22 protein-coding genes are annotated in these 24,139 nt (G+C 62.0%); 12 read left to right on the top strand and 10 right to left on the bottom strand.

What is annotated here, in order from left to right; genetic code table 11:
• Window positions 1–7 precede the first annotated feature (7 nt).
• The 3 genes from LB577_RS09675 to LB577_RS09685 are packed head-to-tail and all read right to left on the bottom strand — an operon-like array spanning window position 8 to window position 4,842.
• On the bottom strand, window positions 8–1,552 hold the full coding sequence (locus tag LB577_RS09675; RefSeq protein ID WP_224686537.1) for a SpoVR family protein: 1,545 nt from the start codon (window positions 1,550–1,552) through the stop codon (window positions 8–10).
• A 10-nt stretch (window positions 1,553–1,562) separates the two neighbouring features.
• The gene (locus LB577_RS09680) at window positions 1,563–2,873 is read right to left on the bottom strand and encodes a YeaH/YhbH family protein (protein ID WP_224686538.1); all 1,311 of its coding nucleotides are present in this window, start codon (window positions 2,871–2,873) and stop codon (window positions 1,563–1,565) included.
• A gap of 19 nt (window positions 2,874–2,892) precedes the next feature.
• Window positions 2,893–4,842: a PrkA family serine protein kinase gene (locus LB577_RS09685; RefSeq protein WP_023763843.1), complete on the bottom strand. Its 1,950-nt coding sequence runs from the start codon at window positions 4,840–4,842 to the stop codon at window positions 2,893–2,895.
• Between the two features lie 175 nt (window positions 4,843–5,017).
• Between LB577_RS09685 and LB577_RS09690 the strand changes: the two genes are divergently transcribed.
• Entirely contained in the window at window positions 5,018–5,824 is an 807-nt protein-coding gene (locus LB577_RS09690) for an alpha/beta hydrolase (protein WP_224686539.1), read from the top strand.
• 120 nt (window positions 5,825–5,944) lie between these two features.
• Window positions 5,945–7,498 carry an acetolactate synthase large subunit gene (locus tag LB577_RS09695; protein WP_224686540.1) on the top strand — a complete coding sequence of 518 codons (1,554 nt, stop codon included), beginning with the start codon at window positions 5,945–5,947 and terminating at the stop codon, window positions 7,496–7,498.
• Window positions 7,499–7,521: 23 nt separating this feature from the next.
• Here LB577_RS09695 and LB577_RS09700 read toward each other — a convergent pair whose 3' ends face one another.
• On the bottom strand, window positions 7,522–7,824 hold the full coding sequence (locus LB577_RS09700; RefSeq protein ID WP_224686541.1) for a BolA family protein: 303 nt from the start codon (window positions 7,822–7,824) through the stop codon (window positions 7,522–7,524).
• A 181-nt stretch (window positions 7,825–8,005) separates the two neighbouring features.
• Between LB577_RS09700 and LB577_RS09705 the strand changes: the two genes are divergently transcribed.
• The 4 genes from LB577_RS09705 (at window position 8,006) to LB577_RS09720 (ending at window position 12,680) form a co-directional block, all read left to right on the top strand.
• A complete protein-coding gene (locus tag LB577_RS09705) occupies window positions 8,006–8,635 on the top strand; it encodes a J domain-containing protein (protein ID WP_032927598.1) in 630 nt (209 codons plus the stop codon).
• Window positions 8,636–8,758: 123 nt separating this feature from the next.
• A complete protein-coding gene (cobS, locus tag LB577_RS09710) occupies window positions 8,759–9,745 on the top strand; it encodes a cobaltochelatase subunit CobS (RefSeq protein ID WP_023763848.1) in 987 nt (328 codons plus the stop codon).
• Between the two features lie 11 nt (window positions 9,746–9,756).
• Window positions 9,757–11,655, top strand: coding sequence for a cobaltochelatase subunit CobT (gene cobT, locus LB577_RS09715; protein ID WP_224686542.1), 1,899 nt, complete (start codon window positions 9,757–9,759; stop codon window positions 11,653–11,655).
• Window positions 11,652–12,680: an esterase-like activity of phytase family protein gene (locus LB577_RS09720; protein WP_224686543.1), complete on the top strand. Its 1,029-nt coding sequence runs from the start codon at window positions 11,652–11,654 to the stop codon at window positions 12,678–12,680. Before cobT ends, LB577_RS09720 begins: the two co-directional genes overlap by 4 nt.
• A gap of 152 nt (window positions 12,681–12,832) precedes the next feature.
• On the opposite strand, the gene LB577_RS09725 is transcribed toward LB577_RS09720, so the two are convergent.
• From LB577_RS09725 to rpmB, 3 genes are all read right to left on the bottom strand, one after another.
• Window positions 12,833–13,513, bottom strand: coding sequence for a spermidine synthase (locus tag LB577_RS09725; RefSeq protein WP_224686544.1), 681 nt, complete (start codon window positions 13,511–13,513; stop codon window positions 12,833–12,835).
• A 59-nt stretch (window positions 13,514–13,572) separates the two neighbouring features.
• A complete protein-coding gene (locus LB577_RS09730) occupies window positions 13,573–14,253 on the bottom strand; it encodes a queuosine precursor transporter (RefSeq protein WP_224686545.1) in 681 nt (226 codons plus the stop codon).
• Between the two features lie 190 nt (window positions 14,254–14,443).
• Window positions 14,444–14,740 (bottom strand): 50S ribosomal protein L28, encoded by a 297-nt coding sequence (rpmB, locus tag LB577_RS09735; protein ID WP_010911765.1) that lies wholly within the window; start codon window positions 14,738–14,740, stop codon window positions 14,444–14,446.
• Between the two features lie 259 nt (window positions 14,741–14,999).
• On the opposite strand from rpmB, the gene LB577_RS09740 reads away from it, so the two are divergent.
• Genes LB577_RS09740 through LB577_RS09750 form a run of 3 tightly spaced genes read left to right on the top strand, consistent with a single transcriptional unit; the run spans window position 15,000 to window position 17,443 of the window.
• Entirely contained in the window at window positions 15,000–15,788 is a 789-nt protein-coding gene (locus tag LB577_RS09740; protein WP_224686546.1) for a DUF3108 domain-containing protein, read from the top strand.
• 48 nt (window positions 15,789–15,836) lie between these two features.
• Window positions 15,837–16,772: a DMT family transporter gene (locus tag LB577_RS09745; RefSeq protein WP_224686547.1), complete on the top strand. Its 936-nt coding sequence runs from the start codon at window positions 15,837–15,839 to the stop codon at window positions 16,770–16,772.
• Complete coding sequence (locus LB577_RS09750) at window positions 16,769–17,443, top strand: lysoplasmalogenase (protein ID WP_224686548.1); 675 nt, start codon at window positions 16,769–16,771, stop codon at window positions 17,441–17,443. Before LB577_RS09745 ends, LB577_RS09750 begins: the two co-directional genes overlap by 4 nt.
• A gap of 633 nt (window positions 17,444–18,076) precedes the next feature.
• On the opposite strand, the gene LB577_RS09755 is transcribed toward LB577_RS09750, so the two are convergent.
• From LB577_RS09755 to gloB, 3 genes are all read right to left on the bottom strand, one after another.
• Window positions 18,077–18,997 (bottom strand): hypothetical protein, encoded by a 921-nt coding sequence (locus LB577_RS09755; RefSeq protein ID WP_224686549.1) that lies wholly within the window; start codon window positions 18,995–18,997, stop codon window positions 18,077–18,079.
• Between the two features lie 104 nt (window positions 18,998–19,101).
• Complete coding sequence (locus LB577_RS09760; protein ID WP_224686550.1) at window positions 19,102–19,533, bottom strand: cupin domain-containing protein; 432 nt, start codon at window positions 19,531–19,533, stop codon at window positions 19,102–19,104.
• Between the two features lie 13 nt (window positions 19,534–19,546).
• Complete coding sequence (gloB, locus tag LB577_RS09765; protein WP_224686551.1) at window positions 19,547–20,314, bottom strand: hydroxyacylglutathione hydrolase; 768 nt, start codon at window positions 20,312–20,314, stop codon at window positions 19,547–19,549.
• Between the two features lie 186 nt (window positions 20,315–20,500).
• Here gloB and LB577_RS09770 point away from each other — a divergent pair, with 186 nt between their 5' ends.
• From LB577_RS09770 to LB577_RS09780, 3 genes are all read left to right on the top strand, one after another.
• Entirely contained in the window at window positions 20,501–21,280 is a 780-nt protein-coding gene (locus tag LB577_RS09770) for a class I SAM-dependent methyltransferase (RefSeq protein WP_224686636.1), read from the top strand.
• Window positions 21,281–21,417: 137 nt separating this feature from the next.
• Window positions 21,418–23,238 carry an ABC transporter ATP-binding protein/permease gene (locus tag LB577_RS09775; RefSeq protein WP_224686552.1) on the top strand — a complete coding sequence of 607 codons (1,821 nt, stop codon included), beginning with the start codon at window positions 21,418–21,420 and terminating at the stop codon, window positions 23,236–23,238.
• An 85-nt stretch (window positions 23,239–23,323) separates the two neighbouring features.
• Window positions 23,324–24,127 carry a DUF1194 domain-containing protein gene (locus LB577_RS09780; RefSeq protein WP_224686637.1) on the top strand — a complete coding sequence of 268 codons (804 nt, stop codon included), beginning with the start codon at window positions 23,324–23,326 and terminating at the stop codon, window positions 24,125–24,127.
• Window positions 24,128–24,139 lie beyond the last annotated feature (12 nt).

A 24,139-nucleotide genomic window follows, 5' to 3' on the forward strand; every position in this document is an offset into this window, starting at 1 on the left:
CCGGCGCTCAGCAATCCTTGGTCCAGCGTTCGCTGAGCGTTGCGTCTGTTTCCGCATCGACCGACGCCAGGCTGACCTCATAACCCCAAAGGCTTCGGATGTGGCGAAGTGTTGCGTCGCGGCTCTCATTGTCGAGCAGGACGCCGTCCTTCACCTTGTGCTGCAGTCGCAAATGCCGGTCGCCGAGCAAGTCCACGTCCACGATCTGGATGTCGGGCCGGTTTGCGCCCCAATCATAGTTTTGGGCCAGCGCGGCCCGTATCTTGGTGTAGCCCCGCTCGTCGTGGATCGATGCGACTTCGTAGTGCGGTCGGTCGGATCCGTCGGCCAGCACGAAGAGTCGCCATTTCCGGATCAGGGTCGGACTGAGATATTGGCGAATGAAGGATTCGTCACGGTGATTGGCCCAGGCGTCGAGCAAGGTTTCGAGCCAGTCGCCGCGGCCGGCAATGTCGGGGAACCAGTCGCGGTCTTCCGCCGTCGGCTCGGTCGAGATGCGCTGGATGTCCTGCATCATGTCAAGGCCGAGGGCATAGGGGTTGATGCCGGAAAACCGTGGGTCGTCGAAGGACGGCTGGAAGATCACGTTCGAGTGATTGCGCAGGATTTCGAGCATGGTGCCTTCATTGATCCGGCCACGGTCGAACAACATGTTCATCAAGGTATAGTGGACGAAAGTGGCGCAACCCTCATTCATGACCTGGCTTTGCCGCTGCGGGTAAAAATACTGTGCGATGACCCGGACGATGCGGAGGATCTCGCGTTGCCAAGGTTCCAGGACGAGGCTGTTCTTTTCCAGGAAATAGAGCAGGTTCTCCTGGGGCAGGCTCAGCGATTTTTTCCGTTCGGCCAAGACTTCTTCCCCGGCTTCGGCCCTGTCGGCGCCCTGCACCGGAGGCAGCGTCCGCCACAGATCATTGTAGGAGCGCTCCTCGTATTCGAGACGTTCGCGTAGGCCTTCGCGTTGCTGCTCCGACGAGAGTTTCGGCGGCCGGTGGTATCGGAACACGCCTTGCTCCATCAGCGCGTGAGCCGAATCGAGAACCGCTTCCACGGCGGCGAGGCCGTAACGCTCCTCGCACCGGGCAATGTAGCCTTTCGCGAAATCCAGATAGCTCAGGATGCCGCCTGCGTCGGTCCACTGGCGGAAAAGGTGATTGTTCTTGAAGAAATGGTTGTGTCCGAGTGCCGCATGGGCCGTCACCAAGGCTTGCAGGGCCATGGTGTTTTCTTCCATCAGGTAGACGATGCAGGGATCGGAATTGATGACCAGTTCATAAGCCAGACCGCGTCCGCCTTTGCGGTAGAGAAGCTCATTGTAGAGGAAATGCTTACCGAACGACCAATGCCGGTACATCAGCGGCATGCCGACCGAGGAGTAGGCGTCGAGCATCTGCTGCGAGGAAATGACCTCCATCTGCACCGGGTAGGTGTCGAGGTGAAGCTGATCGATCGCGATTGCCTCGATCTCGTCATAGGCTCGCGACAGTGTCTTGAAGTCCCAGTCGGACCCTGAGAAAAGCAACTTGGATTTGCCGGCTTGGCTAGCCATCCGACAGACCTCACGCGCTCGCATGCATCGCCGGCTGCCTGGCGAAGAGCTGGCGAAAGACGGGGTAGATATCCGCTGGGGATGCGATGCGCCGCATCTGAAAATTCGGCCATCTCTGATCGATGGCGCTATAGGCACGCCAGAGCGACGTGCCATTTTCGGTCGACCCAAAAATATGGCTTTCGCGCTCGTCGATGATCTCCACATAGGCGAAATACTGGCACAACCGCATCAGCTTGCCGCCGAGCAGCTCGATGCAGCGTTCGGAATCGGTGGCGAAATTGTCGCCGTCGGAGGCCTGGGCGGCATAGATGTTCCATTCCGTCGGGGGATAGCGCTGTTCGATGATGCGGTGCATTTCCTCGAGCGCCGTGGAAACGACCGTGCCGCCGCTCTGGGTATGGTAGAAGAACGTCTGCTCGTCGACCTCCTGGGCCTCGTGGGTGTGACGAATGAAAACGATGTCCGTCCGCTCATAACGCCGCGTCAGGAACAGGTGCAGCAGCACGAAGAAGCGTTTGGCCAGATCCTTTTCGCGCTCCCCCATCGATCCCGACACATCCATCAGGCAAAACATGACGGCGCTGGCATTGGGCTGCGGTTGGGGGTCGAAGCGGTTGAAGCGGATGTCGACCGGGTCGACATAGGAAATTCGCCGGCGACGACGCTCCATCAAATCGAGTTCTTCGCGCAGGGCAGCGATGCGTTCGCGCCTCGCCGCGTTCGGGGGTTGCGCTTCGAGCAGTGCGAGCTGGCGGGCGATCTCATCCAATTGCGCCTGTTTGGGACGCCGGAGCGCAATGCGGCGACCATGGCTGTTGCGCATCGTGCGGCCGACATTGATGTTGGTCGGCGAGCCGCTGGCGCTGAAGCCCGCCCGCTTCGGCTTGAACGTCAATATCTGCTTGAGATTGAGCTTGACCAGATCGGGCAGTTCAAGATCCTCGAAGAAAAGATCGAGAACCTCCTCGCGTGACAACATGAAACGAAAATCGTCTTCGGATTCGCTGTTTCCCGGAGACGAAGAGCCCACGCCTCCCAGACCTGGCTTTGGGATCAGATCTCCGGAAATGTAAGTTCTGTTGCCAGGCAAGATGTGCTGGCGCCGGCCGCTGTCCCTGGCATCGCTGAAGACCGGCTCGCTGGTGCCTTTGCGGGGCATGGGCACGGCATGCTCCCGGTCAACCTCGGCGATGCGGCCGGCGCGGACCTGGTCGCGGATATTTCGCTTGAGTTCCTCCCGCGCGCGCTTCAGAAACCGCTGGCGGTTGCCCAGGCTTTTGTCCTTCGGATTCAGGCGTCTGTCGATAAAGATCGGCATGGAAGCATCCGGGCCTGCCTCAACCCGCCTTGTTCACACGCATGTACCAGTCGACAAGCCGGCGCACCTGCCGCTCGGTGTAGCCGCGTTGCACCATGCGCTGCACGAATTCATTGTGGCGTTTTTCCGTGACGCTGTCCTGTTTGGAGCCGAAACTGATCACCGGCAGGAGGTCTTCAACCTGTCCGAACATCCGCTTCTCGATCACTTCACGCAGCTTCTCATAGCTGGTCCATGACGGATTGCGGCCATGGTTGCGCGCCCGGGCGCGCAAGGTGAATTTGACCACTTCGTTGCGAAAATCCTTGGGATTGGCGATGCCGGCCGGCTTTTCGACCTGCGACAGTTCCTTGTCCAGGATCTCGCGGTCGAGGATCTGGCCGGTATCGGGGTCCTTGTAGTCCTGATCCTCGATCCAGGCATCGGCATAGGCGATGTAGCGGTCGAAAAGGTTCTGGCCATATTCGCTGTACGACTCCAGATAGGCCTTCTGGATTTCGTGGCCGATGAACTCGGCATAGCGGGTCGCGAGTTCCGACTTGATGAATTCGAGATAGGCGGCTTCCGTTTCCTTCGGGAACTGCTCGCGCTTGATCGCCTCTTCCAGGATGTACATCAGATGCACGGGGTCCGCCGCGACCTCGTTGGTGTCGTAGTTGAACGTCTGGGACAGTATTTTGAAGGCGAAGCGCGTGCTTACGCCGGTCATGCCCTCGTCGACGCCAGCTGCGTCGCGATACTCCTGAACGGACTTGGCCCTGGGATCGACCTCCTTGAGGTTTTCACCGTCATAGGCGCGCATCTTGGTATAGAGCGGCGAATTGTCGTGCTCGGCAAGGCGAGTCGAGACGGTGAACCGGCTGAGAATGTCCAGCACTTCAGGTGCGCAGGGGCTGCCGGCCAGTTCGCTCTCGCGCAGCAATTTCTCGTAAATATGTCTCTCTTCGGTGATCCGCAGGCAATATGGCACCTTGACCACGAGGATGCGGTCCAGAAAGGCCTCGTTGTTTTTGTTGTTCTTGAACTGCTGCCACTCCGATTCGTTGGAATGGGCAATGATGATGCCTTGATAAGGGAAGGCGCCGAAATTCTCGGTGCCATTGTAGCTGCCTTCCTGGGTCGCCGTGAGCAGCGGGTGCAGGACCTTGATGGGCGCCTTGAACATCTCGACGAATTCGAGCAGGCCTTGCGTGGTCCGGTTCAGGCCGCCGCTGTAGGAATAGGCGTCCGGATCGGACTGGCTGAAATTTTCCAATTGCCTGATGTCGACCTTGCCGACCAAGGCCGAGACGTCCTGGTTGTTCTCGTCGCCGGGCTCTGTCTTGGCGATGGCGATCTGGCGCAGCCGCGACGGCATCAGCTTGACGACACTGAACTTGGAAATATCGCCGGACAGCTCATCGAGCCGCTTGGCCGCCCAGGGCGAGATAAGTCCGTTGAGACGGCGCCGGGCTATCCCGTATTTGTCTTCCAGCAGGTCGCCCATGCGGTCGGGATTGAAAAGGCCGAGCGGCGATTCGAAAATCGGACTGATCTGGCTGCCGACCTTCAGCGTGTAGATCGGCCGTTCCTCCATCAGTTTCTTCAGCCGTTCGGCAAGAGAGGATTTGCCGCCGCCGACGGGGCCGAGAAGATATAGGATCTGCTTGCGCTCCTCCAATCCCTGGGAGGCATAGCGGAAATATCCGGCGATGCGCTCGATCGTATCCTCCATCCCGTAGAACTCGGAGAAGGACGGATAGACCTTGACGGTGCGGTTCGAAAAAATGCGGCCGAGCCGTTCATCCTTGCTGGTGTCGACCAGGTTCGGCTCGCCGATTGCCTCGACCATCCGCTCGGGAGCGGAGGCATACATCGACTTGTCTTCGCGGCAGGCCAGGAGATATTGCTGGAGGCTGATCTCTTCCTGAGCCGCATTGGCATAAATCTCCGAAAACAGATCGAAGATGTCGGACTGATTCTCGCGCATGATGCTTGCCCTCAGAGCCGTTTTGGCTGCCGGACGGCTCGTCACCTATTCAACTGCCGGGACGCATTGTTGTTCCCTTCACATCAAGGCGAGTATGCGTATCTGGTCATGAAACCGGGATGCCGCCCCGCGCGTTTGGACGTTTGCGGATTATGTTGATGGTGTTGGGAGCACGATGATCGATCGACGAAGCTTTGTTCTGGCTTCGATGGCGGCGCTGCTGCCACTGCGCGTGTCGGCGGGTTTGTGCGAGCCCCAACTCGTGCCAACGACCTTCGATTACGGCCCGGCCAAGCTCGACATCTACGCGCCGGATGGCGCGAAAAACCTGCCGGTGGTGTTTTTCGTCCATGGCGGGGCCTGGCAGTTCGGCAAACGCAGCCAGGTAGGTGCAAAGCCGGCTTTCCTGCTCGCCAATGGGTTCTGTTTCGTTTCCATCGATTATCGCATGCTGCCGCAGGCGGATGTCGCCACCCAGGCCAGCGATGTCGAAAAGGCCTATGCCTATGTCAGGGCCAGCATTGCCGGGCATGGCGGCGATCCCAGGCGCATCGTCGGCATGGGGCATTCGGCCGGCTGCCATCTGATTGCGCTGACGGGAATGCGCGGCGGGCTGCCAGGCGTCGCCGGGCTGCTTCTCGACGATACCAGGGCCTATGATCTCGCCAGGCTTGAGAAAAATGGCGGCATGGTGCGGGCCTATGCCCGGGTGTTTTCCGATCCATCGCAATGGGCGGCACTGTCGCCGGCCAACTATGTCGAGGGCCGCAACCATCCGCCGACCTTCATCGCCTATTCTCGTGCCCAAGGTCGCGGCGAGGAGTCGAAAGCCTTTGCCGAGCGCTTGCGCGCCACCGGTACCAAGGTCACGCTGTTCGACGGCAGCGCCTATACGCATACGTCGATCAATCGCGATTTCGGCGAGAACGGCGACGCGCTGACTGTCGCCGCGCTGGCATTCCTGAAGTCGACGGTCGGCTGATCTCACCTTAACGAAGGGCAGGCGTCAGCTGCACTGGATCAGACCAAAAGCGACGGCGGGATATTGCCGTGCGGCCATCGGCGAGTGCTATTTGTGTTCGTGAATGGGGAGAAAAATTGCATGAATGGCGCCGATGTCCTGTGCGATGTGCTTTTGGCCAATGACGTGACGGTCTGTTTCGCCAATCCCGGCACATCCGAAATGCATTTCGTCGCCGCGCTTGACCGCAAACCGCGGATGCGTTGCGTGCTCGGCCTGTTCGAAGGCGTGGTGACCGGTGCCGCCGACGGCTATGCGCGCATGACCGACCGTCCTGCCGCGACTTTGCTGCACACTGGGCCCGGTCTGGCCAATGGGCTGGCCAACATGCACAATGCCCGGCGTGCGCTGAGCCCGATGATCAACATCGTCGGCGACCATGCCTCCTACCATTTGCCGCTTGATGCGCCGCTGACCAGCGACATCGAGGGCCTCGCGGCACCGATGTCCAATTGGGTCCGCCGCATCTCGGGACCAGCCGATGTACAACCCGCCACGGAGGCGGCGTTCCGCGCTTCGCTCACGCCGCCCGGCGTCACCACGCTGATCCTGCCGGCCGATGCCGCTTGGGGTGGTGCCAACCCGGCCGCGCCAGGCAAAGTTGTTCTCTCGCCACCACCACCCGTCGACAAGGACGCCGTGCGCGCGGTGGCGGCAGCGGTCCGGGCCAAACCGGGCCGCGTCGGCATGATCGTGCGCGGGCGCGCCGCGCGCGCCGATGCACTCGACATCGCCGGCCAGATATCCGCCGCAGGCGGTGTCCGTCTGTTCAGCGAGGTCCTGATCGCGCGGCTGCAGCGCGGACGCGGACGCGTGGCGCCGACCCGCATCCCCTATCCTGTCGATGCGGCGACGGCGCTGCTCAAGGACATCGACGTCCTGGTGCTGGTCGGCGGCAAGGAGCCGGTCGCGTTCTTCGCCTATCCGGGAAAACCCGGACGGCTGGTCCGCGAAGACTGTCAGGTGCTGACGCTCGCAGCCCATGGCCAGGATCTGCACGCGGCTCTGGAGGCGCTTCGCGAGGAACTCGGCATCAAGCCATCGCAGCAGACGATATCGGCGACGGCTTTCCCGGACGAAGCAACGCCGAACGGCGGACTGACGGACGATGCCATCGCGCTGTCGGTGGCGCGCAAGCTGCCCGACAATGCGATCGTCTGCGATGAAGCGGTCACCTCGGCGCGGCGTTTCTTCGCGCTGTCGGCCTTTGCCGCACCGCACGACTACATGATGGGCACAGGCGGGGCGATCGGCGGCGGCATTCCGATGGCGACCGGGGCGGCGATCGCCTGTCCCGACCGCAAGGTGATCAATCTGGAGGCCGATGGCAGCGGCATGTACACGGTGCAAGGGCTGTGGACGCAGGCCCGGGAAAATCTCGATGTGGTGACGATCGTCTTTTCCAACCGCACCTACGCCATCCTGCATGGCGAGATGAAGAATGTCGGCGTCGGGGCGATCGGCGAAAACGCCAGGCGCATGCTCGACCTCGACCATCCGTCGCTGGACTGGGTGTCGCTCGCCAGGGGCATGGGCGTGGAGGCCGCGCGCGCCGAGACCTGCGAACAGTTTGATGCGCTGCTGGATGGGGCCTTGTCGCGACGCGGGCCGTTCCTCATCGAAGCGGTGCTCTGAGCGCCCGTTACAGGGCTGCTGACCTACCAGCGCGTCTTTTCGCCGGGAGCCGCCGGTTCGATCGCCAGCGCGTGCACGCCGGCCCTCAACTCGTCGGCGAGCAGTTCGTTGACGGCGCGGTGGCGGTCGATGCGGTTCATGCCGGCAAAGGCGGACGAGACGACACGGACGCGAAAATGCGTCTCGCCGGTGCCGTCGTAGGTGCCGTGATGGTCGGAGCCGTGATGATGGTGGCCGGCATGGAGATGGCTTTCGTTGATGATCACCAGCCGCTCCGGCGAAAATGCCTTGTTGAGCTTGTCTTCCATGGTCGCCTGTATGGACATAGTCGTCTCCGTTCACCACATATGGCCGGCACGCCAGCGTGAAAACCGCAAACCGGTTCATACGGGGGTCGCTACCGCGCAACAAAATCCGCCATTCGCCTGCTTTATGCCGCGATTCAGCGGTTAGGGCGATGATCGCGAAAATGTCAATTCTTGTTTCGCATCTGCGAACGCCCCATAAATGGGTAAGATGAAGCCGTATCCCAAATATTTCGAGAAGATTCGCGTCCGCCCCGACAAGGACGCGGAGCTGAAGTCGCATTCGCCGATTTGCCAGTGGGACGGCTGCAAGGAGGCGGGCACTCATCGCGCGCCGGTCGGGCGCATGAAGGAGGGCGAGTATTTCCGCTTCTGCTTTGACCATGTGCGCGAGTACAACAAGGGCTTCAACTACTTCTCCGGCGTGCCGGACACCGAGGTGGCGCGCTTCCAGAAGGAAGCCATGACCGGCCACCGGCCGACCTGGAAGATGGGCGTCAACGGCGCCTCGACACGGTCGTCGCCCGACATGGCGCAGATGCGCTCCGGCCGCGCTGGCTATTACAACCGCATGCGCGACCCGTTCGACCTGTTCAAGGGGCCGAAGGATCCGCGCGAGGCGCGCGAGCGCAAGGCCAAGCCGCTTGAGGCCAAGGCGCTGGAAACGCTTGGCCTTGATACAAAGGCGACTGGCAAGGATATCAAGGCGCGCTATAAGGAACTGGTGAAGCGTCACCATCCGGATGCGAATGGCGGCGACAGAGGTTCGGAAGACCGGTTCCGCGATGTGCTGCAGGCCTATCGCGTGCTCAAACAGGCGGGCCTGTGCTGAGCGACCCTACGGTTTGTGTCGTTTTCCAACTTTCATAAGGGTGGAAAAGGCTTTAAGACCGCCCCCGAACAAAATCGATTGCCGGCGAAACGGGACGTTTCGCCCGTGGAGACGTTGAGAGATATGAACAAGGTCGATCGCGACATCGCCAACCTGCCCGACACGACGGTCTCGGTGAAGGACAAGTTCGGCTTCGACTCCAAGATGGTGGTGCCGGCCTATTCGGTAACCAGCGAACATGTGCCGGATATCGATCCGGACTATCTGTTCGACAAGGCGACCACTTTGGCTATCCTTGCCGGCTTCGCCTACAACCGCCGCGTCATGGTCTCGGGCTATCACGGCACCGGCAAGTCGACCCATATCGAACAGGTCGCCGCCCGGCTCAACTGGCCCTGCGTGCGCGTCAACCTCGACAGCCATGTCAGCCGTATCGACCTGGTCGGCAAGGACGCCATCGTCGTCAAGGACGGGTTGCAGATCACCGAATTCCGCGACGGCATCCTGCCATGGGCCTACCAGCACAATGTCGCGCTCTGCTTCGACGAATATGACGCCGGCCGTCCGGACGTGATGTTCGTCATCCAGCGCGTCCTGGAATCGTCGGGCCGCCTGACGCTGCTCGACCAGAGCCGGGTCATCCGTCCGCATCCGGCATTCCGGCTGTTTTCGACCGCCAACACCGTGGGTCTCGGCGACACCACCGGCCTCTATCACGGCACGCAGCAGATCAACCAGGCGCAGATGGACCGCTGGTCGATCGTCACCACGCTGAACTATCTGCCGCACGACAATGAAGTGAACATCGTGCTGGCCAAGGCCAAGCACTATCGCGACGGCAAGGGCAAGGACATCGTCAACAAGATGGTGCGCGTCGCCGACATGACGCGCTCTGCCTTCATCAACGGCGACCTGTCGACCGTGATGAGCCCGCGTACCGTCATCACCTGGGCCGAGAATGCCGAGATCTTCGGCAATATCGGCATGGCGTTCCGGCTGACCTTCCTCAACAAGTGCGACGAACTGGAGCGTTCGGTGGTGGCCGAGTTCTACCAGCGCGCCTTCGGCGAGGATCTGCCGGAGAGCGCCGCCAACGTGGTGCTGGGCTAAGCAGAGTCTCGATGGCGGGTCCGGGCGACAACACGCGCAACAAGTCGAAGACGGGTTCTGAAGCCGACAGCTTCAAGCGCGCCGTCACCGTCTGCATGCGCGCCATTGCCGGCGACAAGGAAATGGAAGTCGGCTTCGCCAAGGACAGGCCGGCGCTCGCCGGCAGCCGCGCGAGACTGCCCGAACTGCCGAAGAAGGCGTCGAAGACCGACATTGCGATTACCCGCGGCCTCGGCGATTCCATGGCGCTGAAGCGCGCCTGCCACGATCAGCGCATCCACACCAAGCTGGCGCCGGAGGGCAAGGCGGCCCGCGCCATCTATGACGCGGTCGAGCAGGCCCGCGTCGAGGCGATCGGCAGCCGCGCCATGCAAGGCGTCGCCGACAATATCGGCTCGATGCTGGAGGACAAATACGCCAAGGCCAACCTCATCGACGTCAAGGACAAGGCCGACGCACCGATCGAGGAAGCGCTGGCGCTGATGGTGCGCGAGAAGCTGACCGGCCGGTCGATCCCGAAGAGCGGCGAGCGGCTGGTCGAGCTCTGGCGCCCCTGGGTCGAGGAAAAGGCCAAAGCCGATCTCGACGGGCTTTCGGCCAAGCTCGACGACCAGCAGGCCTTCGCCCGGGTCGTGCGCGAGATGCTCGCCTCCATGGAGATGGCCGAGGAACTCGGCGACGACCAGGAGACGGAAGACTCCGAGGACAATGACGACAACCAGCCGCAAGGCGAGGAGCAGAGCGAGGAGGGCGGCGAAGAGGATTCCGGCTCCGAGCAGTCGCAGTCCGAGGATGCCGAGGCTTCGGCAGACGATGAGCAGTCGTCGGAGACGGAAGCGTCCGACGCCACCGCCGACGATCTCTCCGACGACGACGATGCCGATGCCGAGACGCCCGGCGAGGCGCGCCGCAACGACAATCCCTTCACCAACCTGCCGAAGGAAATCGACTACAAGGTCTTCACCACCGCTTTCGACGAGACGGTCGGCGCCGAGGAGCTTTGCGAAGAGGAAGAACTCGACCGGCTGCGCGCCTTCCTCGACAAGCAGCTTGCCAATCTGTCCGGCGTCGTCGGGCGGCTCGCCAACCGGCTGCAGCGCCGGCTGATGGCGCAGCAGAACCGGTCCTGGGATTTCGACCTGGAAGAGGGCTACCTCGACCCGGCCCGCCTGGTGCGCGTTGTCATCGACCCGATGCAGCCGCTGTCCTTCAAGCAGGAGCGCGACACCAAATTCCGCGACACGGTGGTGACGCTGGTGCTCGACAATTCCGGCTCGATGCGCGGCCGGCCGATCACGGTCGCCGCCACCTGCGCCGACATCCTGGCGCGCACGCTGGAACGCTGCGGCGTCTCGGTCGAGATCCTCGGCTTCACCACGCGGGCGTGGAAGGGCGGGCAGGCGCGCGAGAAGTGGCTGAAGGACGGCAAGCCGCCGAACCCCGGACGTCTCAACGATTTGCGCCACATCATCTACAAATCCGCCGACCATCCGTGGCGGCGGGCACGGCGCAATCTCGGCCTGATGATGCGCGAAGGCCTGCTCAAGGAAAACATCGACGGCGAGGCGCTGCTGTGGGCACACAACCGCCTGATCGCCCGGCCAGAGCAGCGCAAGATCCTGATGATGATCTCGGACGGCGCGCCGGTCGACGATTCGACGCTGTCGGTCAATCCGGGCAACTATCTGGAACGCCATCTGCGCGCCGTCATCGAACTGATCGAGACGCGCTCGCCGGTCGAACTCTTGGCCATCGGCATCGGCCATGACGTCACGCGCTATTATCGGCGCGCCGTCACCATCGTCGATGCCGAGGAACTGGCCGGCGCCATGACCGAGCAATTGGCCTCGCTGTTTGCCGAGGAAAGCGCGCGCGACACGCGGCGTGGCGGCATGCGGCGCGCCGGATGATCCTTTCGCGGGGCGGTTTTCGACGGACGCTTTTCGCTGCCATCGCCCTGTTCGCCGGCATCGATTCGGCGCCCGCCGGTCCGGCCCGCTCCAGCTCCGTCGAGCCGGTCGAGATCTCGGCCCGCCCGATCACCCGGTTTCATATCGGTCGCGCCGACAAGCAGTTCGGCCCGCTCGAATTCGTCGGCGGCCTGGAGATGACCTCGCCGACGCGCGATTTCGGTGCGTTGTCGGCCTTCCGCTTCGTGAAGGCGGGCGGCGATTTCATAGGGGTGGCCGACACGGGCTTCTGGTTCTTCGGCACGGTGGTTCGCGACGCCGACAAGCGGCCGTCCGGCATCCAGAATTTCCGCATGCAGCAGATGGTCGATGAAAACGGCCAGCCGATCGACGAGAAATGGATGGTCGACGCCGAAGGGCTCGACGTCAAGGACGGCATCGCCACGGTCGGCTTCGAACGCAACCATCGCATCGCCCAGTTCAAGATCGACCCGAGTGACATGAAGGCGCCGTTCAAGCAGCTGGATTTCCTCATACCAGCCTGGGAGTTGCGCCAGAATCGCGGTTTCGAGACCGTCACCCATGCCAATGCCAATGGCCAGCATGAGGGCGGGCTGGTGGTGGTGTCGGAGAAGAGCCTCGACAAATCAGGCAATATCTATGCCGCCATCATCGAAGGGCCGCACAAGGGCGTGTTCACCGTCAAGCGCAACGGTGATTTCGACATCACCGACGGTGCGTTCCTGCCGGATGGCGACCTGCTGCTCCTGGAGCGCAGCTTCTCGATGGCAGGCGGCCTCAAGATGCGGCTGCGGCGTATCTATGGCGAAAGCGTCGAAAAGGGCGCCATCGCCGACGGGCCGGTGCTGCTGGAAGCCGACATGGGCTACCAGATCGACAATATGGAAGGGCTCGACGTCTGGACCCGCGACGACGGCGCGCTGATGGTGTCGCTGATCTCCGACGACAACCACTCGATCCTGCAGCGCAACCTCTATCTGGAATTTATTCTCCACGAGGATTGACGTTGACGGTTTCAACGGCGGGTTCGATCTTCGGTGGAATTCGATTTGGTCGGGCGCCTTCCCCCACGTCGGGCGCCTTCCCCCACTCCGTCGAGCGAAGCTCGACTGAGTGGGGGTCGACTGTTCATCAACAGAGTTACGACGGCGTCCGATCAGGATCGCGAGCCGTTGGTGGCGATCCAGATGACGTGACGCGCGCCGCGCTTGCCGTTGGCGCGCGTGGCGACCTCTTCGACGACGAAGCCAGCCTGCTTCAGCCGCCGCGTGAAGCCGCTGTCCGGACCTTGCGACCACACCGCCAGCACGCCGCCAGGCTTCAGCGCCGTGCGTGCGGCCTTGAGGCCTGTCAGGCTGTAGAGCGCATCGTTGCGCTTGTGGACGATGCCTTCGGGGCCATTGTCGACATCGAGCAGGATGGCGTCCCAGCGGGAGGGCTCGGACCGTATCGGATCTCCGACATCGGTCTCCTGGACCGTGACCCGGGGATCGTCGAGACAGCCGCCAAACACTTCCGCCATCGGGCCACGTGCCCAGGCGACCACCGCCGGCACCAGTTCCGCGACGACGATACCGGCGTCACTGCCCAATTCGGCGAGAGCGGCGCGCAGGGTAAAACCCATGCCAAGCCCGCCAATGAGGACCCTCGGTTGGCGATGGCGGGCAATCTTCCGGCAGGAAAGCCTGGCCAGCGCTTCCTCGGAGCCGCTGAGGCGGCTGTTCATCAGCTCGTTGGTGCCGAGCATGATCGAGAATTCGGAACCGCGCCGCTTGAGGCGAAGCTCCTGCGCGCCATCCCCGGTCTTTGCCGAATCGAGCTGGACCCAGGGGATCATGGGCCTTGTCTGACCACGATCTTTTCGGAAAACCGGAGGCCACTTTTCGGGATCATGGTTTAAGCCGCGACCGCCGGCTGGCTCCAGCGGGCAGCGAGCAGCCGGTAGGGGATGAGTGCCACCACGGCAATGATCAGCTTCACCGAGAGGTCGCCCAGCGCCCAGGAAACCCAGCGCATCGCGTCGACATGGAAAACACCCAACAGCGGCGCCGTTTCGAGGGCAAAACCGTCATTGGGGCCAGCGAAGGCGAAAGCGGCGGAGAATGCGACGGTGAAGAAGACCATGGTGTCGAACACGGAGCCGACCAGCGTGCCGACGATCGGCGCCCGCCACCAGCTCTGCCGACGCAAACGGTTGAACACGGTGACGTCGAGCAATTGCGCGGAGAGGAATGCCGCCCCGGAAGCCGCCGCGATGCGCACCAGCCGGTCGGCGGCGGTCTCGAATTCGATCAGGCCATGACGGAACAGGAAGGGCGGAACGACGATCGAGCAGACCACCGCTGTCATGAAGCCGACAAAGACGATCCGACGCGCCACGGCGGGGCCATAGCGGCGGTTGGCGAGGTCGGTGACCAGGAAGGAGAAGGGGTAGGTGAAAGCGCCCCAGGTCAAAAGGTCGGCCAGCGACAGGCTGCCGATCTGGCCCTGCATCGGGAACTGCACGAGAATGTTCGATGCCACGACGACAAGCGCCATGGCGGCCACGAAGGGCAAATACCGCGAAAATGAAGTCATTTTTTTATCCTGGGTAATGGAACCAGCGGAGCATTATGCTCGCTCGTATTCGAGCATCGGATTGTCAAACCTTGCGGCTTCTATCCGATGCCCCAGAGGCCAAAAAGGGGTTGGCCAGAGACCAACAAGATGTTGACCGGAGACCAACAAGAGGTTGGTCAGGGCGGTTGTCCCCCGCCTTTAAACGATGTCAGGCAGCGACCTGCTCGGCCAGCTTCTTGGCGATCTGCTTCTTCAGCAGGCGCGCACGCTGCGACAGTTCCTTGACGTCGGCCTTGGCGAGGAAAGCATCGAGACCACCGCGATGTTCGACCGAACGCAGCGCGTTGGCCGAGATGCGCAGGCGCACGTTCTGGTTCAGCGCTTCCGAGATCAGCGTCACATTGACGAGGTTCGGCAGGAAGCGACGCTTGGTCTTGTTGTTGGCGTGGCTCACATTGTTGCCGGTCTGGACTGCCTTGGCAGTGAGTTCGCAGGTGCGGGACATGGTTCTAACCTTCAGTTCTCTCGGGACCTGCCAAACCTTTGTGCCCACGCCGGGTGGCGCGCGGTTCTGGTCAGGCGGCCTTATGGAAAAAGTTGGCGTTCCATAGTTGCATTTCACCGGGGCGTCAAGCTCCGGCTTCCCCACGGAAGCGCCCGGCATTTCATATTAAGGCCGGAATTCACCCTATAAGCGGTCTCATAGGGACATGCCAGACCGGAGTTGCCCGCCTCCGGCCGAAAATCAAGGATCCGATCCCGCCATGCCTCGTTCGTCTCGTGCATTTGTTGCCGTGCTTGCCATCGCCTTGCCCTCCGCCGCATCGGCGGCCTCGCCGCAGTCCTTCAAGGGCGAGTACACCGTGTCGTTCCTTGGTCTCTCGATCGCGAGATCAACCTTCGCGAGCCACTACGAGAATGGCGCCTACGCGATCGAAGGCAGCGTTTCGGCCGCTGGCCTGGCCAAACTGTTCGACGATACGCGCGGCACGATCTCGTCCAAGGGCACGATTTCGGGCCAGAAGATGGTGCCGGAGGCGTTCCGCGCCGACTACACTTCGGGCAAGAAGGCATCGGCGATCGACATTCGCTTCGCCAATGGCAACGTGACCTCGACGCAGGTCGTCCCGGCGCCTGGCAAGCGCGACCCGAAGGCCTGGGTGCCGATCGGCGCCGGCGACCTGGCGTCGGTGCTCGATCCGATGGCGGCGACCGTCATCCATGCCGAAAGTCTCGACCAGGTCTGCGGCCGCAAGGTCAAGTTCTACGATGGCGAGATGCGTGCCGACTTGACGCTGACCTACGATTCGAAAGGCACGATATCGGTGCCGGGCTACAAGGGCGACACCGTCACTTGCCGGATGGGCTTCGAGCCGGTGGCGGGCTATCGCAAGGGCCGCAAGGCACTCAATTATCTCAAGAACAAAAGCCGCATGATGGTGACGTTTGCGCCGCTCGGCCAAACCGGGGTATATGCGCCGATCCATGCCACGGTCGGCACGCAGATCGGCACCTTGACCATCAGCGCCGGACGTTTCGAAGCAGTGCAATAGACCAGGCCCGCCACTGGCGACAGAATGAGGCGCGCCACTGGAGACGGAATGGGGCGCGCAACACTGATCGGCTTTTCGGCGGTCGCCATGTGGGCGCTTTTGGCGTTGCTCACGGACTCGTCCGGAAAGGTGCCGCCGTTCCTGTTGTCGGCGATCACCTTCTCGATCGGCACTGGGGTTGGGCTTGTCGCGCGCCTTTTCATGCCGGCCTCGGATAAAAGCCAGAAAATACCACCACAGGTCTGGCTGATCGGCATTGCCGGCCTGTTCGGCTACCATTTCTTCTACTTCACCGCGCTGCGCAACGCGCCTGCCGTCGAGGCGAGCCTGATCGCCTATCTCTGGCCACTGCTGATCGTGCTCGGTTCGGCGCTGATGCCGGGCGAAAAACTGGCGTGGAACCATGTCGTCGGCGCGCTGCTTGGCCTTGCCGGTACGGTGCTGATCGTCACCAAGGGCGGCGGGCTGGCCTTCGACGCGCGCTACGCCTTCGGCTACGCCATGGCCGCCGTCTGCGCCTTCTTGTGGTCGTCCTATTCGCTGCTGTCGCGGCGCTTTCCTTCAGTGCCGACCTCGATCGTCACCTGGTTCTGCGCGGCAACGGCTGTGTTGTCGCTCGCCTGCCATCTGCTGCTGGAACAAACGGTGCTGCCTGACGGTGCCGGCCAGTGGCTCGCCGTGCTCGGGCTTGGCCTGATGCCGGTAGGCGCCGCCTTCTACGCCTGGGACATTGGCGTCAAGCGCGGCAACATCCAGGTGCTGGGCGCCGCGAGCTATGCGGCGCCGCTGCTGTCGACGCTGGTGCTGATCGCGGCCGGCGTCGCCGAACCGTCGCTGCGCATCCTGGCCGCTTGCATGCTCATCACCGGCGGGGCAGCACTGGCGGCAAAATCGCTGTTCCTGCGCAAGCCGGCAGCAGGCCAAAGCGAGGCCGGGGCATCCGAAACCGGAGCCCGCGCATCCGAAACCGGAGCCCGGGCATGACGATGCCGTTTGCCGGCGGCATCGACGCCAATGCCAATGCGACGCTGATCTTCTCGCTGGTGGCGGCGGTCATCTACGCTTTCACGCTCGGCATGCCGCTAAGCCTTGCCCGCTCGGCGGCAAAGACGCTCGCCGTGGCGATGCTCGCCGTGCTTTCGGTGTTGCAAGGCGGCCCGCTGTTGCTGGTGGCCGCCCTTGCGCTCAGCGCCGTCGGCGACGCCTTCCTGTCGCGCGACGGCGAGAAGGCGTTTCTGGGCGGGCTGGCGAGCTTTCTCATCGCCCACATCGTCTATGTCGCGTTGTTCCTGCGCAGTGGCGACGGATTGGGCGTTCTCGGCGCCGAATCCTGGCGCGGCGCGATCGCGCTGGCGATGGCGGTGTTCGTGATCATCACGTTTGCCGCGCTCTGGCGCCGGGTCGGCCCAGGCCTGCGCATTCCGATCGCTATCTATGTCGTGGCGATCCTGGCGATGGGCATGTCGGCGCTGACGACGAGCAGCGCCTGGGTAATCGGCGGCGCCGTGCTGTTCATGGCATCGGATGCTCTGCTCGCCACGGAAAAGTTCCTGGTCGCCGCGATCTCGCCGCATCGCGCCTGGATGCGCTTGGCGGTGTGGGTGCTGTATTACGCCGCCCAGCTCGCAATTACGCTGGGTTTCCTGCTGGGGTAGAGCTGAACCCAATCGCTCCAAACGAACGAGCTCAGCTGATTGCCGACCCCTACTTTGGTTCAGGCCACTCTGAACCCACGGTAGCTTCCGAACGCACGGACTCCAGAATGTGAACGATATTTTTTGCCTCGGCCTTACCGACGAGCCTGCGCTCGAATGGTGGCTCTGCTACGTCGTTCCCGTAAGAGAAAATTGTTATGCCTGTCTCTTTGGTTCTCAGGAGAGTCACGCAAGGTCGCTCCAAAACTGTAACTCTGTGTATTATTCCTGATTGAAGGAAGTAGCTATTTCCTCCGCTAGTTTCGAACATGCAAATAGAATCAAGAATTCCCTTACGACCTGTCGACGAAAGTACAGAGTTTCCATTCTTATAGCTGACGCGGAATTCGTGTTCGTTCCCATCTTGCCTCTCCACGAAGCTAAAGATTTCGCTGCGGATACGACCGGCGTACACGGTAGAATTGATATCGAACGAGTGCTGGTGGCGGTCATTTCCCGGCTTACTAGCGCTCCCGGCTGGCCATACATGAATTCGGCGTGCAACCCCATCCTGCTGTTTGTCGAGTAGGTAAAAGAAGCCTAATGGATGGATTCTGAACTCCTCTATTCTGGCAATGGCAGAGATGATGTCTCTCATTTGTACCTGTGCGGCCGTTTAGTGATCATTGTGGCAACTTCCTGCTGAAGATTGTCGACGTCATCTAGCTTGATGCCGAACGCGTTGAGGGTCTGCTTGTCGCAGGATTTTTCGACGAGACCCAATCCCTCGAACAAAGATTCGTCCCACTTCACCTCTGTCGATACTGCCATTTCGTTTCTTACCGTGGTGCGAAACATCTCGTGAAATTCTGACTTTGCCTCAAAAAACAAGGCAGACTTGCCCGGATCATCCTGTGTCAGAATTGCTCCGTTTTCGGACATATCCACCCGAAAGGCAGGCAAGAACTTAGAGTAGAAGACTCTAATTCGAATGTACTTGTTATTGGCGCTAATGATTGCACACGCCATACTGGTCGCCAGCACGTTGGCTAGAAGTGGATTGCCCTCAGGGTTTTCGCCGAGAGAGAGTAAGATTTCTCGGTAAGATTTTATCAGCCGTGCATCCATGGGATCTGGAAGGACAACGTCCACGTCCGTTATCAGTTTGTCTTTGCGCGCCTGCTCATCCAATTTCAAAAGAGGTGCTGACCTGAAGTACGACCCCGACCTCCCCCAAAATGCATAGTAACGAGTCCCAACGGGGAGTGCCTCAATTCGTTCTCGAATGTCCCGCGGTCGTGTAGCAATAACTTCTCGTGAGCCGGCATTAGGCCCAATAAAATGCATATATAGGACATAGAATCCAAGAATGATCAGGACAGAGGCCAAAATGTTGGTCGCAAGAGCGTCGATAACTTCTCTAAAGCCGCCCTCAGGGAGGTACGTCCGGACAAGTACGATTACAGCTATGCAGAGAGCTGCGAAGAAGACGAAACCCCAGAAAAAGCGTTTCCTCGCGTAAGGAGAAGCTAGATCGTCGAAAAAATCCACAGTTGTAATCTTTGAGGCCTTCATGCCGTGCCCTACGCAAACATTTGTGGAGAACCTACCGACATCTTAAAAGAACGCAATGCGCGTTGTGCTGGCCGATATCGAGCAAGCAGGGGCTAGTTGGATTCTTACCTGGCCGGTTTCGGCCGCCAGCCCGGCTCCGCCAGCTCAAAAGCTGCGAAATCGAACCCCGGTGCCACGGTACAGCCGACCAGCGTCCATTCGCCCAGGCTGCGTGCCGATTGCCAGCAGCCCGCCGGCACGACGATCTGCGGCCGCTCGCCCGCCGTGAGTTCGATGCCGAGCACCTGCTCGATGACGGCACTGCCTTCTTCCCACATCGACAAAGCCAGCGGTGCGCCGGCATGGAAATGCCAGACCTCTGCGGCGTCCTTGACCCGGTGCCATGCCGAGACCTGGTGCTGTTCCAGCAGGAAATAGATGGCGGTCGAATGGCCGCGCGCACCGCCGGCGGCGTCGCGAAAGGTCTCGGCGTACCAGCCGCCTTCCGGATGCGGTTTCAGGCCGAGCGTTGCGATGATTTCCGCGGAGCCGGTCATGCTGACGCGGCGCTCAGAAGTTGTCCTTGCGCTTGCGGATCTCGGCGAACACCTCGGCATCGCCGGCCTTTTCCATGCCGAGATGCTTGCGGATTGCCGGATCGTGCCAGCGCAGGAAGGGATTGGTCGACAGTTCCTCGCCGATCGTCGTCGGCAGCGTCGGCTTGTTGTCGGCCCGCAGCGCCTCGATCCTGGCGGCGCGCTCCTTCAGCGCCGAGTTGGTCGGATCGACGGTCAGCGCGAAACGGGCGTTGGCGAGCGTATATTCGTGGCCGCAATAGATGACCGTGGCGGCCGGAAGTGCCGCAAGCTTCGTCAGCGATTCATACATCACTGGCGGCTTGCACTCGAACAGCCGCCCGCAGCCGAGCGCGAACAGCGTGTCGGCGGTGAACGCAACCTTCGATGCCGGCAGGTGATAGGAGACATGGCCGGCGGTGTGGCCGGGGGTTGCGATCACCTCGATGCGCTCCTCGCCGAGATGCAGGACCGAGCCCTCTTCGACGGTTTCGTCGATGCCGGGGATCTTGGCCTTTTCCGCCTCCGGGCCGACGATGCGCAGCTTGAAGCGTTCCTTCAACGCCAGATTGGCCTCGACATGATCCATGTGGTGATGCGTGGTCAGGATCATCGTCGGCGTCCAGCCGGTGCGCTTGATCGCCGCCAGGATAGGCGCCTCCTCGGGCGCGTCGATGATCGCGGTCTGGCCGCTTTTGCGGTCATGCACCAGCACGCCGAAATTGTCGCTGCGGCACATGAACTGTTCGATTTCGACCGGCATTGCATCTCTCCATCTGTCGCCGCAGACATAGGGCGCCGGCGTGCGGATGTCATCCCGGAGATGACAAGTGTCACTCCCGGAGATGACGAGTGCCACTCCCGGAGATGGCAAGTGTCACTCCAGGGATATGGCGGCCGCCTCGGAGCCTTTGTTGAATCCGGCCGATATCACGGCTACATCCCTGACATGCATTCCGACATCGTCGATCTTCGCTCCTTCTATTCGACAACGCTCGGCCGGTTCGCCGAGCACTCGATCACCATGGCGCTGTCGTCGATATGGGCCACTGTCCCGAATGAGCGGCTGGTCGGCCTCGGCTACACATTGCCCTGGCTGGAGCGGTTCGGCTCCGATGCCGAGCGGGTCTTTGCCTTCATGCCGGCGACGCAGGGCGCCGTCGTCTGGCCGACGACAGGACCGACGGCGACGGCCCTGGTTTTCGACGAGGAACTGCCGCTGGTCGATTCCTGCATCGACCGCATGCTGCTCGTCCATTCGCTCGAACATGTCGAGAATCCGCGCGAAACGCTGAATGAGATCTGGCGGGTGTTGTCGCCCGCCGGGCGCGTCGTCATCGTCGTGCCGAACCGGCGCGGTGTCTGGGCGCGTTTCGAGCATACGCCGTTCGGCAATGGGCGACCGTTCTCGCGCGGGCAGCTCACGGAACTGCTGCGCGAGGCGAATTTCACGCCGGCGGCCTGGTCGGATGCGCTGTTCTTCCCGCCATCGCGGCGGCGCTTCATGATGCGCTTCCACAATGTGCTGGAGCGCGCCGGCCGGCGGCTGTGGCCGATCTTTTCCGGCGTCATCGTCGTCGAGGCGCAGAAACGGCTCTATCAAGGCGTGCCGGTGGCGCAGCGCGCGTCTCGCCGCGTCTTCGTGCCGGTGCTGTCGCCGCATGGCGCGACGCGGCTCGGCCGCCGGGCCGAGGGCACTGCATCGGCCCGCCAGGTGAAACCTTCGTGATCACGGCGGAAATTTGCATCGTGCGACATTTCCCAACCTATCTGTCGTCGTGAATTCGCAGCCAGATTGATATGCGAATGCCGCTTGTTGTCTTCATCCGGTTTCAGCATCGCTTCTGAACGTTAAGGACCTCCGATATGGCTGATCAACCGGAAAAGGGCGCCGCGGTCCAGCCCGTTGCCGTCGAAGCCAGCAGCCTGCGCGACCAGGTGGCGACTATCAGAAAGGCGCTGGTGGCGTCGCCGGTTCGCAAATGGTTGCTGTGGACGTCGGTCGGCATCATGGCCGTCATCATCGCGACGTCGATCGGCCAGGTCCTGCTCAACCGCTGGAACCAGCCCTTCTACGACGCGCTCGCGCGCCGCGACATGGCGGCCTTCGTGCATCAGCTCGTCGTCTTTGCGATGATCGCCGGCGGGCTTCTGGTGCTCAATATCGGCCAGACCTGGCTCAACCAGATGATCCGGCTGAAGTTGCGCGAGGCGCTGACGCTGGACCTGATCGACCAATGGATGCGGCCGGCGCGCGCCTTCAGGCTTGCCAATGCCGGTGCCATCGGCGTCAACCCCGACCAGCGCATGCAGCAGGATGCCGCGCATCTCTCGGACCTGTCGACCGATCTCGGCGTCGGTCTCTTACAGTCGCTCATCCTTTTGGTGTCCTTCGTCGGCGTGCTGTGGCAACTGTCGTCGGGCTTCGTCTTCCACGTTAACGGCTGGTCGCTGGCCATACCGGGCTACATGGTCTGGGCGGCTTTCCTCTATGCCGGCACGGCTTCCTGGCTGAGCTGGCTGGTCGGACGGCCGCTGATCCGCCTCAACAGCGACCGTTACACACGGGAGGCGGAGCTGCGCTCCTCGATGGTGCGCGTCAACGAGAATGTCGATGCCATCGCGCTTTACCACGGCGAAGCCGATGCCAGGCGACGGCTCGAACTCGACCTCGGTACGGTGCTGGGCGCCATGCGGCGCATCTATACCGCCCAGATCAACCTCTCCTGGGTGACCGACACCTATGGCTGGATCACGGTGGTGGCGCCGATCCTGGTTGCCTCGCCGGTCTATTTCTCGGGGGATATCAGCTTTGGCGGGCTGATGATGGCGGTCGGCGCCTTCAACCAGGTCCACTCTTCGTTGCGATGGTTCATCAACAATATCGGCAGCATCGCCGACTGGCGCGCCACGCTGATGCGCGTCGCCGACTTCCGCATCGCGCTCTATGAAACCGATGTGCTGCACGACACCGAAAAGCGTATCAGCTTCGATCAAAATACCAATGGCAGCCTGACGTTCGAGAAGCTCCAAGTGGCCTCGCCCGAAGGCTGCACCAAACTCTCCGACCAGCATGTCGAAATCCGCCCCGGCGAGCGCGTCATGATCACCGGCGAACCGGGGGCGGGCAAGACGCTGTTCTTCCGCGCCATTGCCGGGCTTTGGCCCTGGGGCAGCGGAAAGATCGGCCTGCCGGCTGGAGAAACCCTCATCTTCGTGCCGCGTGTCCCGTACTTGCCGGCCGGCACGTTGCGCGAGGTGCTCAACCACGCGAACGGGCATGCGCCGGCGAGTGATGCCGAGATTTCGGCTGTATTGGCCGAGGTCGGCCTTGAACGGCTGTCGGGGTCGCTCGACCGTGTCGGGCGCTGGGACCATGAGCTGGGCGATGACGAACAGCGCTTGCTGGGCGTCGCCAGGCTCGCCTTACGGCAGCCGAAATGGGTGATCATCGACGAAGCGATGGACGCGTTCGACGGCCCGTCGCTGCTGCGTGTGCTGGCAATGCTGGAAAAGCACCTGAAGGGAGCCGCAATCATCAACATCGGGCGCGGCCAGCACAACAACCAATTCTTTCCGCGCGGCCTGACGATCGTGAAGGATCCCGACGCGCCGGCGCTGAAGCCGGTCCGAGTCAGGGCCGGCGCGATCGAACCGCCGCCGGTAGCGGCTCGGCGCAAAAAATAGGCTGTTTCCCTGGTTGCGGGCGCAAAACCTTATTTTGCCGCGATCACAATGGAAGATTTCCCGGAGAAACAACCTGGCATTGGCCATGCTTGATGCGCTGCGCCTGCTTGCTTGCCTTGCCTGCGCCCAGGCAACTCCCGTCGGCTCGCCACCGGAGGCATTGGCCGTCGACGTCGAGCTGGTGCTGGCGGTCGACATCTCCTTGTCGATGGACGAGACGGAGTTCGCCCTGCAACGCGCCGGCTATGTCGAAGCGCTGCGGCACCCCGACTTCATCCAGGCTGTCCGTTCCGGCAATACAGGCCGTATCGCGATTGCCTATTTCGAATGGGCCGGCACGGTGCGCGATGACGCGGTCATCAGCTGGCAGGTCATCGACAGCGCCGAGAGCGCCAACCGCTTTGCCGACAAGGTCGCGGCGCGCCCGTTCCGGAGTTTTCGCGGCACCTCGATTTCGACCGCGCTTGCCTTCGGCGCCGGGCTGTTCGACAGGACGGATTTCGTCGGCGAACGCAGCGTCATCGACATATCGGGCGACGGTCCCAACAATATCGGGCCGCCGGTCACCGCCACGCGCGATGCGGCCATTGCCAAGGGCATAATCATCAACGGTCTGCCGATCCTGATCAAGCCGTCGCCGACCTTCAGCCATCTCGACCAGTATTATGCGCAGTGCGTGACCGGCGGGCCCGGTTCCTTCGTGCTGCCGATTTATGCGTCCGCGGAGTTCTCGACGGCGATCCGGCGCAAGCTGATCCTCGAAGTGAGCGGCATTCAGGACAAGGCCAAGGTCACCCCCATCGAGACGGATGCGCCGATCGACTGCCTGCAAGGCGAGCGGGACAGGCGGTCCCTGTCTGATCCATATTTCCCGGAACTCGACCGGTAAATCGTCGGCCGC

Origin of the sequence: Mesorhizobium sp. B283B1A, from assembly GCF_020165735.1 — a bacterium.
Taxonomy (GTDB): Bacteria; Pseudomonadota; Alphaproteobacteria; order Rhizobiales; family Rhizobiaceae; genus Mesorhizobium; species Mesorhizobium opportunistum.

Bases quoted from the DNA above. Each gene is read 5' to 3' on its own strand.
- LB577_RS09760 (WP_224686550.1), bottom strand. From the start codon at position 19,533: ATGACCGGCTCCGCGGAAATCATCGCAACGCTCGGCCTGAAACCGCAT.
- LB577_RS09700 (WP_224686541.1), bottom strand. From the start codon at position 7,824: ATGTCCATACAGGCGACCATGGAAGACAAGCTCAACAAGGCATTTTCG.
- cobS (WP_023763848.1), top strand. From the start codon at position 8,759: ATGAACAAGGTCGATCGCGACATCGCCAACCTGCCCGACACGACGGTC.
- LB577_RS09755 (WP_224686549.1), bottom strand. From the start codon at position 18,997: ATGAAGGCCTCAAAGATTACAACTGTGGATTTTTTCGACGATCTAGCT.
- LB577_RS09750 (WP_224686548.1), top strand. From the start codon at position 16,769: ATGACGATGCCGTTTGCCGGCGGCATCGACGCCAATGCCAATGCGACG.
- LB577_RS09770 (WP_224686636.1), top strand. From the start codon at position 20,501: ATGCATTCCGACATCGTCGATCTTCGCTCCTTCTATTCGACAACGCTC.
- LB577_RS09690 (WP_224686539.1), top strand. From the start codon at position 5,018: ATGATCGATCGACGAAGCTTTGTTCTGGCTTCGATGGCGGCGCTGCTG.
- LB577_RS09720 (WP_224686543.1), top strand. From the start codon at position 11,652: ATGATCCTTTCGCGGGGCGGTTTTCGACGGACGCTTTTCGCTGCCATC.
- LB577_RS09740 (WP_224686546.1), top strand. From the start codon at position 15,000: ATGCCTCGTTCGTCTCGTGCATTTGTTGCCGTGCTTGCCATCGCCTTG.
- cobT (WP_224686542.1), top strand. From the start codon at position 9,757: ATGGCGGGTCCGGGCGACAACACGCGCAACAAGTCGAAGACGGGTTCT.
- gloB (WP_224686551.1), bottom strand. From the start codon at position 20,314: ATGCCGGTCGAAATCGAACAGTTCATGTGCCGCAGCGACAATTTCGGC.
- LB577_RS09680 (WP_224686538.1), bottom strand. From the start codon at position 2,873: ATGCCGATCTTTATCGACAGACGCCTGAATCCGAAGGACAAAAGCCTG.
- LB577_RS09775 (WP_224686552.1), top strand. From the start codon at position 21,418: ATGGCTGATCAACCGGAAAAGGGCGCCGCGGTCCAGCCCGTTGCCGTC.
- LB577_RS09780 (WP_224686637.1), top strand. From the start codon at position 23,324: ATGCTTGATGCGCTGCGCCTGCTTGCTTGCCTTGCCTGCGCCCAGGCA.
- LB577_RS09745 (WP_224686547.1), top strand. From the start codon at position 15,837: ATGGGGCGCGCAACACTGATCGGCTTTTCGGCGGTCGCCATGTGGGCG.
- LB577_RS09725 (WP_224686544.1), bottom strand. From the start codon at position 13,513: ATGATCCCCTGGGTCCAGCTCGATTCGGCAAAGACCGGGGATGGCGCG.
- rpmB (WP_010911765.1), bottom strand. From the start codon at position 14,740: ATGTCCCGCACCTGCGAACTCACTGCCAAGGCAGTCCAGACCGGCAAC.
- LB577_RS09695 (WP_224686540.1), top strand. From the start codon at position 5,945: ATGAATGGCGCCGATGTCCTGTGCGATGTGCTTTTGGCCAATGACGTG.
- LB577_RS09730 (WP_224686545.1), bottom strand. From the start codon at position 14,253: ATGACTTCATTTTCGCGGTATTTGCCCTTCGTGGCCGCCATGGCGCTT.
- LB577_RS09675 (WP_224686537.1), bottom strand. From the start codon at position 1,552: ATGGCTAGCCAAGCCGGCAAATCCAAGTTGCTTTTCTCAGGGTCCGAC.
- LB577_RS09705 (WP_032927598.1), top strand. From the start codon at position 8,006: ATGGGTAAGATGAAGCCGTATCCCAAATATTTCGAGAAGATTCGCGTC.
- LB577_RS09685 (WP_023763843.1), bottom strand. From the start codon at position 4,842: ATGCGCGAGAATCAGTCCGACATCTTCGATCTGTTTTCGGAGATTTAT.